Source organism: Rubritalea tangerina (genome assembly GCF_042683245.1).
GTDB lineage: Bacteria > Verrucomicrobiota > Verrucomicrobiia > Verrucomicrobiales > Akkermansiaceae > Rubritalea > Rubritalea tangerina.
Map to the genome: position 1 here is coordinate 25,610 of NZ_JBHUJB010000070.1, position 6,408 is coordinate 32,017.

General features: G+C 49.1%; 6 protein-coding genes and 1 rRNA gene. 4 read left to right on the forward strand and 3 right to left on the reverse strand.

Features of this window, described 5'->3' with window-relative positions; translation table 11 throughout:
- The first annotated feature begins 33 nt into the window (after positions 1 to 33).
- Entirely contained in the window at positions 34 to 891 is an 858-nt protein-coding gene (locus ACFSW8_RS14380) for a carbon-nitrogen hydrolase (protein ID WP_377089480.1), read from the forward strand.
- Between the two features lie 17 nt (positions 892 to 908).
- Positions 909 to 1,961, forward strand: a complete 1,053-nt coding sequence (locus ACFSW8_RS14385) for an agmatine deiminase family protein (protein ID WP_377089479.1) — start codon at positions 909 to 911, stop codon at positions 1,959 to 1,961.
- A gap of 8 nt (positions 1,962 to 1,969) precedes the next feature.
- Here the strand turns inward: ACFSW8_RS14385 and ACFSW8_RS14390 are convergent, their stop codons facing one another.
- Positions 1,970 to 3,205, reverse strand: a complete 1,236-nt coding sequence (locus ACFSW8_RS14390) for an NAD(P)/FAD-dependent oxidoreductase (RefSeq protein ID WP_377089478.1) — start codon at positions 3,203 to 3,205, stop codon at positions 1,970 to 1,972.
- 8 nt (positions 3,206 to 3,213) lie between these two features.
- Positions 3,214 to 3,852 carry a MarC family protein gene (locus tag ACFSW8_RS14395; protein WP_377089477.1) on the reverse strand — a complete coding sequence of 213 codons (639 nt, stop codon included), beginning with the start codon at positions 3,850 to 3,852 and terminating at the stop codon, positions 3,214 to 3,216.
- Between the two features lie 391 nt (positions 3,853 to 4,243).
- On the opposite strand from ACFSW8_RS14395, the gene ACFSW8_RS14400 reads away from it, so the two are divergent.
- Both ACFSW8_RS14400 and ACFSW8_RS14405 read left to right on the forward strand, forming a co-directional pair.
- A complete protein-coding gene (locus tag ACFSW8_RS14400) occupies positions 4,244 to 4,657 on the forward strand; it encodes a hypothetical protein (RefSeq protein ID WP_377089474.1) in 414 nt (137 codons plus the stop codon).
- A gap of 100 nt (positions 4,658 to 4,757) precedes the next feature.
- On the forward strand, positions 4,758 to 5,918 hold the full coding sequence (locus ACFSW8_RS14405) for an AraC family transcriptional regulator (RefSeq protein WP_377178584.1): 1,161 nt from the start codon (positions 4,758 to 4,760) through the stop codon (positions 5,916 to 5,918).
- A 93-nt stretch (positions 5,919 to 6,011) separates the two neighbouring features.
- Here the strand turns inward: ACFSW8_RS14405 and rrf are convergent.
- Positions 6,012 to 6,127, reverse strand: a 5S ribosomal RNA gene (gene rrf, locus ACFSW8_RS14410).
- Positions 6,128 to 6,408 lie beyond the last annotated feature (281 nt).

Genomic DNA, 6,408 nt, shown 5'->3' on the forward strand with positions numbered 1-6,408 from the left:
TGCCGTCCCCCTTTCTGCACTCTCACTTTTTCCATGCCTAATATCGCCCTCTTACAGCTCACCGCACACACTGAGCCCAAGAAGAATATTGCAAAAACTGAGGCCGCTATTCGGGAAGCTGCTTCGATGGGAGCCCAGATTATCTGCACCCAAGAGCTCTTCACTAGCGAGTACTTCTGTACAACCCAAGACACAGAACACTTCAACCTCGCTCACCCACTGCCAGGCCCACTCACCCAACAACACCAACAACTCGCAAAAGAACTCGGCGTCGTCATCGTTGCCAGTGGCTTTGAAAAACGTGCCACGGGACTCTATCATAATTCCGCATGGGTCGTGGACGCCGATGGTTCCTACCTCGGTCACTACCGGAAAATGCATATCCCTCAGGACCCTGGCTTTGAAGAAAAATTCTACTTCACACCAGGTGACCTCGGCTACAAAGCCTTTGCCACACGCTTCGGTAAAATTGGCGTTCTGATTTGTTGGGATCAGTGGTACCCCGAAGCAGCACGCCTAACAGCGCTCAAAGGCGCAGAGGTCCTGATCTATCCCACGGCTATTGGATGGTTGCCTGAAGAAAAGGCTGAGCTAGGAGAAGCCCAACATAACGCTTGGCAAGCAGTACAGTGCGGCCATGCCGTTGCTAACTCTTGCTACATCGTCGCCATCAACCGAACAGGCACAGAAGGCAATACCGAGTTTTGGGGGCAATCATTTGTCGCCAACCATTACGGCCAAGTCATCGCCAAAGCCCCAACACACGAAGAATGTATCCTCACCGCCGAACTCGACCTGCCCGCACTTGAAGAACACCGCCGAATCTGGCCATTCTTCCGAGACCGAAGAATCGATAGCTACCAAAACCTTTCCAAGCGCTTCGACGACTAAATCGTAGCCCCTCTATCATGAATCTCCACACGCCAGAAACCTACTGGCCAGCTGAATGGCACCCCCAAGATGCCGTATGGTTCTCATGGCCACACCGCAACGACACCTGGCCCGAACAAAAACTAATAGCTATCCAACAGCAATTTGCCTCGCTCATCACGCAGATTGCACGCTTCCAACCCGTCTCCATCAACGCGCACCACTCCCTCCACAAGCACATCCAAAATCTGCTCACACAAAAAAAATGTGAGCTTTCCTCGATCACACTCCACCACCATCCCACCAATGACGTCTGGTGCCGTGACCATGGTGCCACTTTCACCATCAACCGCCGCACAAACAAACTCAGAGCTGTCGACTGGCACTTCAATGCTTGGGGAGGAAAATTCCCACCCTGGGATCTCGATGATAAAGTCGCCGCCTCTATGGCACTCTCTGTAGCAGCTGAACACTACCGCTCCCCACTCTACCTCGAAGGAGGTGCCATTGAAGGAAATGGTGAAGGCGTCCTCATCACCACCGAGGCCGTCGCCCTCAACCCTAACAGAAACCCTGATTGGACGAAAAATGCGGTCGAGCAAGAACTCAAGCAAGCCCTCGGTGTCACTCATATCTTTTGGCTCCCATCTGGGATCGAAGGTGATGACACGGATGGCCATATCGACGACCTCACACGCTTCGTCCAGCCAGAAGCCATCGTCACTGCAGTAGAAACTAACAGTAAAGATCCCAACTACCACACACTCCAAAGAAACCTCGAAATGCTGCAGGACCTCAAGTCATCCACAGGCTCCAGCATCGAAACAATCCCCCTCCCTATGCCAACCCCATTGCGTGCATCAGACTGGAGACTCAACACCCTCCCTGCCAGCTATGCTAATTTCCTGATCATCAACGATGCTGTCATTGTCCCGACATTCGACCAACATAAACAAGATGATCAAGCCTTAGGAATACTCAGAGAATGTTTCCCTAACCGTACTGTCCTTGGCTTTGATTGCCGAGATCTGATTTGGGAAGGTGGTGCCATCCATTGTATATCTCAGCAGCAGCCCTCCCCCACCTTATAGAGATATACTTACTGCTCCCGCATACCTATCAATGCCTCCGCAGCACTCACCCCAGATTCTATTGACCCATCAATAGAAGCACTCTTGAAGTAATCCCCACAGCGAATCACTCCACCTTCCTCATCATACGCTCTCTCTCCCTCACCCTCGAGGTAAGGCAAGGCCATGCGTATGTCATATGTTCTTAGATGATTCCACTCACGTACTTCCTCACCAAACCAAGCCTCTAACTCCTGAGTAACCCGTTGCTCTAAACCATCTAATACGTGGTCTGTTAGTATGGAAATCGATATCAAATGCTTACCTTCGGGTGCGTAAGCTCGAGACACTTCACTGAGCACACTCAGGTTATTGACAATTCCTGAAGGATCTTGATTCAAGCATAAGACAGCCCCCTCCTCTGGTAGTTGGCTACTCTCGAAATACATCCCGATCACTGACTTACTTCTTCGCTCACCTTTGACACCTAACAGCCTGTCAGCGGTGTGCATATCCGTTGCCACAACAACTTTTTGCGCCTTAACGACCTCACCTCCCTCTAAAACAACATGCTTATCACGCACCTCAAGCACCTGCGTCTGAAACTGAATCACCCCACTCGGTAAGCGACTTGCAAGTTGCTGAGGGATTTCCTCCATCCCTCGCTTCGGGACACAGGCTCGCCCAATACTAAACATCTTGAAGGTATATAAAAAACTCTCTGCCCCCGTTTCCAAAGCACGCTCTAAAAATACACCTCCATAAAAAGGCCTGAAAAAACTATCAATCATGCGTTCGGAAAAACCATAGTCCCGCAGAAAACTCACTGTACTCACACCCCGATAAGATGCCATCTTCTCACGCTCCATCCCCTGAACTTCCACCCTCAGTTTTGCCACAAGCAACTTGTCCTTCACCGTCCCAATCTTGCTACGTAACGCCTTTAAAATAGCTCCAGGCTTTCTAAACACATCCTCCACCACTTCTACTCCTCCACCTCTACCGTAAAGCCTCGCACCGGGCTCAAATGCACACAACTCTAGAGCCTCATGATCGAGTAGACTACCAGCATTCGGATAGCTATCTAGGTATACTTGAAAACCTCGATCTAATATAAACCCATCCACCTTGTCAGTTTTTACTCTTCCTCCAACAGCATCGCTCGCCTCCAAAACGATCACATCAATCCCAGCATTCACCAAACCAAGCGCACAGCTTAAGCCAGCTAGACCAGCCCCAATGACAATGACTTCTTGTTTCTTCATACGCTACCTTAACCCATCTTATTTGCCGCTATAGCCCCAAAAACTCCCTCTATCAACATCTGAACTCCAATCACCGCGAGAATCAAGCCCATCAAACGAGTCACAATGTTCACTCCTCCCTTGCCTAAATAATTAACCACCTTCTCACCTGAAACAAAAAAGAAAAATGTCACTACACAGAGCACAGCGAACATGGCGATAGTAATCACTGTATCCACCCAACCACTGCTGCTAGAAAAATTGATCGCCGTAGCGATGGTCCCCGGCCCCGCCAGAATTGGAACTGCTAAAGGCGAGATAGCGATGTCATTGTCCTCGTCCTCCTCATAATCTTGCCCCCTCCCTTTATGCATCTTCGAACGCTCGCCATTCAACATATGCGTACCAATCAAAAATACTAATATTCCCCCAGTCACACGTAATGCTGGCAGAGTAATCCCAAACATATGAAAGATGACATTCCCTAACAAAGCGAAGGCAGCCACAATACAAAATGCAATCAATAACGCTTTGCGAGCAATCTCCCGCTTTTTCGCCGCCGTCTCGTCAGCCGTCATCCCTATGAACACCGCTGTGTTCGCTACTGGATTCATAATCGCGAAAAAACCCAGTAACACATTAATTACCTGACCAAAAATATCACTCATCGTCCTATTCTCTTAGACTAAAAGACTCTCTATCAGATTGGAAAGAACTATCGAGTGACATCCCCTTCCCCCCAATTAGGGGAATAGCCAAATGCTGACCGATCAGTTAACTTATATACTGAATTCCCCCTCTGTTTGTGTGCCACAAATTTGCTCTCCTAGTCTGTGCTAGAAGTGCTAGCTGACGACCATTCTTTGAATGACCGCCCCGACCACTTGCTGCCCGACCACTATAGGATTGATTGAAACCTATGACAACGGCGTGAGCCCTCTCTCCATTCTCTCTACTCCACCCGTCATTCTTGCTATGGCAACCATAGCACGCTCACTAGCACGGTTTTCTAAAGCCTAATTTCCCGTAATAAACCTGGCATTACCCTCCACCTAGAGAATGAAAACAATACATTGCATTGCTGCCGCAATGCTCCTCCCCCTCCAATGGGCTCCAGCCTCCATTGGTTTCAGCAAATCAGATTGCACCGTCTATGGTAACCTCGTCGAGCAATCACCAACGCGACACGTCTACCAAAATAAATACGTCAAATACATCTTTGACTTCGACAAACGAGGAATCGTTACTCAACTAGAAGTACGCTTCGTCAAAGGAAAACACCCGAGCTTCGCGCTCATGCGCACCGTTCTACCAGATCCTATTTCTAAAAAGAAACGCCTCTGGCGCGCACACCAGTGTGAAGATAATGAAGACTGCATCTCTGTCATCTCGAAAGATAAAGAAATCCAAGCGCACTTCAAAACAGAACGATGGAATCGCCCTGCAAGCATTCTCATCACTAAAGTTCAATGAACTTACCGCTCCTCTCGGAATTTTCAGAGGGGAGCCATTCACTGGCATTTTTGATAATTTATCCTAGCAATTTCGCAACAAATCGCATGCACTCCTTGGCATGCAACAAGTCAAGACTATCGGAATCAGACTACCCGACTGGCTCCACCAGCGTCACACGATCATCCGTGGCTTTGTTGATTATATCAAACGCCACCATTTACGCTGGCGGCTCATAGGTAATGAACCCAATGCTTTCGAACTTGAGGAAGTCACACTAGATGAAAATTGGAAGGGCGATGCCATCTTAGTCTACCGCTGCACCCGAGAAGAGTCCGAACAATGGGAAAGCGAAGGCATCACAGTAGTAAACCTCTCCTCTGAAACTCCTCACCCAAACCTCATCAACCTCATTCCTGATGACCTCCTCCTCGGAAGAACAGCGGCCCAACATCTAGAAATGATGGGCTTGTCACACTACATCTATGTCGGTGACCCTAACCGACAATATTCCGCACGACGCTGGCAAGGCTTCAGCCAATATCTTGAAGCAAGTAACATCACAGCCTTCAAATACGATATTCCCGTCAGCCAAACTCCTATCACTCAACGCCCACAAACCGTACGCCAGCATCTTGAAAAGATTTGTGAGAAACTCCAGCCAGCATCCGGCATTTTCCTGCGAGATGATATGCTAGCCAGACACATGCTCTCCATTATGTTAGAAAGAGAAATGGAAGTACCCAAAGACTATTGTGTCATGGGTTGTGGTAACAACGAATCGCACTGTAACCTCTCTTGGCCGACCCTCACAAGTGTTCACTACCCAGCCCACCAAGCTGGCTACGCTGCCGCAGAACAGCTCCATAATGCTTTCAATGGCAAGACTCCTCACACACCCAGCCTGCCAAGCGATTCTGTCTGTGAGCGTAGCTCGACAGCCGTCTACGCCAAAAGTGATTCACTAGTAAACCAAGCCATTACAATTATCACCGAACGCTGTGATCACGAAACCCTGAGTGTACGCGATATCGCCAAAGAACTCGGTGTCTCATATAGCCAGCTCCGACAAAAATTCAGCCAAGCTACAGGCCGGACAGTCCGCTCTGAAATCGTCCGTGTGCGTGTCGAACGCATCAAAGACTTGCTCACGACCACAAGCCTTAGCCTCGATGATATAGCGAGAAATATGGGCTACTCCAGTACCAGTGAATTCTCTCGCTTCGTACAACGCGAAATTGGAACCTCACCGCGTCGGTTCCGCCTCAAACATCAAACCTAAGCTATCCAGCGAAACTATCTCGCTCACCTCACTCCCACTCATTCCCGACACAAAAAAAGCCCGCTTCCAGCGTTAGCTAGAGGCGGGCATATAACCTGGCGACGACCTACTCTCACAGGACCTATCGTCCAACTACCATCGGCGCTAAAGTGTTTCACTTCCGGGTTCGGAACGGGACCGGGTGGTTCCACTCTGCTATGGTCACCAGAGGTCGGACTGCGTCCTTAAGTTGGCCACTTAGCTGTGTTCAGTTTTCAAACTGAGTCACTTGCCTTCGACAATTTCTTAAGTTCAGCACGACCTCTACCGGCCTTAGCGTGTTGCTTTTGGTTCAGTAAATCTGCTTCGGTTATTTAAAAGAACTTTGAGTTAGTTGTTTCATCGTGCTGGGCTTTTGCCTTCGCACTTTTTACTTCTAACTCCAGAGGACATCGCCCTCTGACAACTGTATAGAGACAACAGACCGTCTGGTCTGAAAGTTTTAACTGCC

Bases quoted from the DNA above. Each gene is read 5' to 3' on its own strand.
- ACFSW8_RS14380 (WP_377089480.1), top strand. From the start codon at position 34: ATGCCTAATATCGCCCTCTTACAGCTCACCGCACACACTGAGCCCAAG.
- ACFSW8_RS14385 (WP_377089479.1), top strand. From the start codon at position 909: ATGAATCTCCACACGCCAGAAACCTACTGGCCAGCTGAATGGCACCCC.
- ACFSW8_RS14390 (WP_377089478.1), bottom strand. From the start codon at position 3,205: ATGAAGAAACAAGAAGTCATTGTCATTGGGGCTGGTCTAGCTGGCTTA.
- ACFSW8_RS14395 (WP_377089477.1), bottom strand. From the start codon at position 3,852: ATGAGTGATATTTTTGGTCAGGTAATTAATGTGTTACTGGGTTTTTTC.
- ACFSW8_RS14400 (WP_377089474.1), top strand. From the start codon at position 4,244: ATGAAAACAATACATTGCATTGCTGCCGCAATGCTCCTCCCCCTCCAA.
- ACFSW8_RS14405 (WP_377178584.1), top strand. From the start codon at position 4,758: ATGCAACAAGTCAAGACTATCGGAATCAGACTACCCGACTGGCTCCAC.